The organism is Streptomyces durbertensis (assembly GCF_014156695.1).
Taxonomy (GTDB): Bacteria; Actinomycetota; Actinomycetes; order Streptomycetales; family Streptomycetaceae; genus Streptomyces; species Streptomyces durbertensis.
Genome location: NZ_WMLF01000528.1, coordinates 1 through 3361 on the forward strand (window position 1 = coordinate 1; position 3361 = coordinate 3361).

Consider the following 3361-nt stretch of genomic DNA (forward strand, 5'->3'; position numbering starts at 1 on the left):
CTCCCGCACCACCCACCCGCTTCCCGCGACCGTTAAGAACAAAACCCTGACGGGGTTCCGTCCCGCCGCACGCTCGTCGAACATCCCCGTTACAGCGGAACGAACGCCGGGTTTGTGCAGGTGGCGAGGCCACCGCCGGCTGGCGGAGTGGACGGCGAAGGGAAGACGGTCATGTCGACGGAGACAGAGCGGCGCGAGGAGCGCGACGCGCCCGACCAGGGGGGCGGCAGAACGGGCTACGCCGCCCGTGAGGAGGGCGGCGGCCCCGACGTGCCGGCGACGGCGTCCGGTGTACGACGCGTCTGGCTCGGGCGGCTGCTCGCCCCGCTGCTGGCGCTGCTGACGTACTTCCTGCTGCCCGCCGACGACCCGGCGCTGTCGAACGCCGCGCGCACCACGGCGGCCGTGGCCGTGCTGGTGGCGGTGTGGTGGATGACGGAGGCGCTGCCGCTGCCGGTGACCTCGCTGGTGCCGATCGTCGCCTTCCCGTTCCTCGGGGTGCTGCCGATCGGGGACGCCACCGCGCCCTACGCCAGCCCGACGGTCTTCCTCTTCCTCGGCGGCTTTGTCATCGCTCTGGCGATGCAGAAGTGGAACCTGCACCGGCGGATCGCGTTGCTGGTGATGCGGGCGATCGGCACCAAGCCGAAGCAGCTGATCCTCGGCGTCATGATCGCCACCGGCTTCCTGAGCATGTGGGTGAGCAACACGGCGACGACGCTGATGATGCTGCCGATCGGCGTCAGTGTGCTCGCCCTGGTCATCGGCAAGCGCACCGGGGTGGACCCGGCAAAGGAGGAGGGGCCCGTCTCGGAGCTGGCGGAGGACAAGGACACCCGGAACTTCGCGACCTGTCTGATGCTGGCCATCGCCTACGCCGCGACCATCGGCGGCCTGGCCACCCTCATCGGCAGCCCGCCCAACCTGATCATGAAGGGCTTCGTCGAGCAGAACTACGACACCACGATCAGCTTCGCCGCCTGGATGAAGGTCGGCGTGCCGCTGGCGATCGTGTTCCTGCTGGTGGCGTGGCTGCTGCTGACCCGGGTGATCTACCCGACCGGCCTGAAGGACGTCGTCGGCGGCAAGGAGGTCATCCAGCAGGAGATCAACAAGCTGGGCCGGATGTCCCGGGGCGAGTGGAACGTGCTGGCGGTGTTCACGGCGGCGGCGCTGCTGTGGGTGTTCAAGGAGCCGCTGGCCGGCTGGTCGGCGCTGACGACCGTGCTGCCGTTCATGGCGAACCTCTCCGACGAGGCCGTGGCGATCGCCGCCGTCGTCGCGCTGTTCCTGCTTCCCGTCGCCGCCCGGCGCGGTGAGATGACGATGGACTGGCGCACGGCGCAGTCCGGCGTGCCGTGGGGTGTGCTGCTGCTGTTCGGCGGCGGCCTGAGCCTGGCGAAGGGTGTGCAGGAGACCAAGCTGAGCGAGTGGATCGGCACCAGGATGGGCGGGCTCGGGGCGCTGCCGACGGTGCTGCTGATCGCGGTGGTCTGCCTGATCATCCTGGCGCTCACCGAGCTGACCAGCAACACCGCGACCGCCTCGACGTTCCTGCCGGTACTCGGCGGTGTCGCGATCGGCATCGGCATCGACCCGCTGCTGCTGCTCGCGCCGGCCGCGCTCGCCGCGACGTGCAGCTTCATGCTGCCGGTCGGCACGCCGCCGAACGCGATCGTCTTCGGCTCCGGGCACGTCACCATGGGCCAGATGATCAGGGGCGGTATCTGGCTGAACCTTGTCGGCGTGCTGCTGATCACCGCCGCGATCATGCTGCTCGGCGGCTGGGCGCTCGGCGTCCGGTTCTGAACGGGCGTACGAGGGCGTGCGGCGCTCCGGGGCGGCGGCCCCGGGGCGCCGCACGCGTGGAGACCTGTGACAATCAGGCCATGCGCACGAGGCTCAGCCTGGCGCGGCAACTCTTTCTGCTGCAACTGGTGGTGATCGCGCTCCTGGTCGGGTCCGGGGCGCTGCTTGTGGTGGGCGAGGCCCGCCGGGACACCCAGGCCGACGCCGAGCACCGCGCGACCACCCTGGCCACGGCGCTGGCCGAGCTGCCGGAGGTGCGGGCCGCCTTCGCCGCGGACGACCCCGGAGCCACGCTCCAGCCGCTGGCCGAATCCGTACGCCGGGCGACCGGCACGGACTTCATCGTGTTCATGGCGACCGACCGCACCCGCTACTCGCACCCCAACCCGGACCGCATCGGTGAGCGCTTCCTGGGCACGATCGACCCCGCGCTGGCGGGCGGCCGGGTGGTGGAGACGTACGAGGGCACGCTCGGCCCCTCGGCGCGTGCTGTCGTACCCGTACGGGCCGACGGCGGCCGGGTGCGCGGGCTGCTGGCGGTGGGCATCCTGCAAGATCAGATCGGCGCCGAGCTGCGCCGCAGGCTGCCGCCGGTGGCGGGCGTCTCGGCCGCCGCGCTGGTGGCCGCCGCGGCCGGCTCCTGGCTGATCAGCCGGCGGCTGCGACGCCAGACGCTGGGGCTGGGCGCCGCCGAGATCACCCGGCTGTTCGAGAGCCACGACGCGGTGCTGCGCAACGTGCACGAGGGCCTGCTGATCGTCGACCCGCGCGGCCGCCTCACCCTCGCCAACCACGAGGGCCGGCGGCTGCTGGCGCTGCCCGAGCACCCCGAGGACCGGCCGGTGGCCGAACTCGGCGTCGGCGAACCGCTCGCCGGGATGCTCACCTCGGGTGAGCCGGTACGGGACCGGCTGTGCGTGTACGGGGACCGGGTGCTGGTCGTCAACCAGGAGCGCATCGTGCGCTACGGGCGCACGCTCGGCACGGTGACGACGCTGCGCGACCACACCGACATCGAGGCGCTGGCCGGCGAGTTGGACTCGGTGCGCGGCTTCGCGGAGGCGCTGCGCTCCCAGGCGCACGAGTCCGCGAACCGGCTGCACACCGTCGTCACGATGATCGAGCTGGGCCATCCGGAGCGGGCGGTGGAGTTCGCGACGGTCGAGCTGGCCAGCGCGCAGCAGCTCGCCGACCGGCTCACCGACGAGGTGGAGGAGCCGGCGCTGGCGGCGCTGCTGCTCGGCAAGGCCGCGCAGGCGGCGGAGAAGGGCATCGAGTTGACCGTCACCGAGGAGACGGCGGTCAGCGCGGGCGACGAGTCCGCGTTCGCCGCGCGCGACCTGGTGACGCTGGTCGGCAATCTCGTGGACAACGCCATCGACGCCGCGCTGGCCGGGGAGCCGCCGAGACGGGTGTCGGTCACCGCCCGCACGGAGCCGGACGGCACGCTGCTGGTGCGCGTCGGCGACTCCGGGCGGGGCGTGGACAGCGCGCACCTGGAGGCGATCTTCGACCGCGGCTGGTCCACCAAGCGGCCGGCGGAGGCCGACCG

The 3361-nt window shown here is 72.2% G+C and carries 2 protein-coding genes; both read left to right on the forward strand.

Annotation, left to right across the window (positions count from 1 at the left end; translation table 11 throughout):
* Positions 1-171: 171 nt before the first annotated feature.
* Positions 172-1809 carry an SLC13 family permease gene (locus tag GL263_RS23810; protein ID WP_182857804.1) on the forward strand — a complete coding sequence of 546 codons (1638 nt, stop codon included), beginning with the start codon at positions 172-174 and terminating at the stop codon, positions 1807-1809.
* 80 nt (positions 1810-1889) lie between these two features.
* Positions 1890-3361 (forward strand): ATP-binding protein (locus GL263_RS23815; protein WP_182857805.1); only part of this gene is annotated, 1472 nt, incomplete at its 3' end.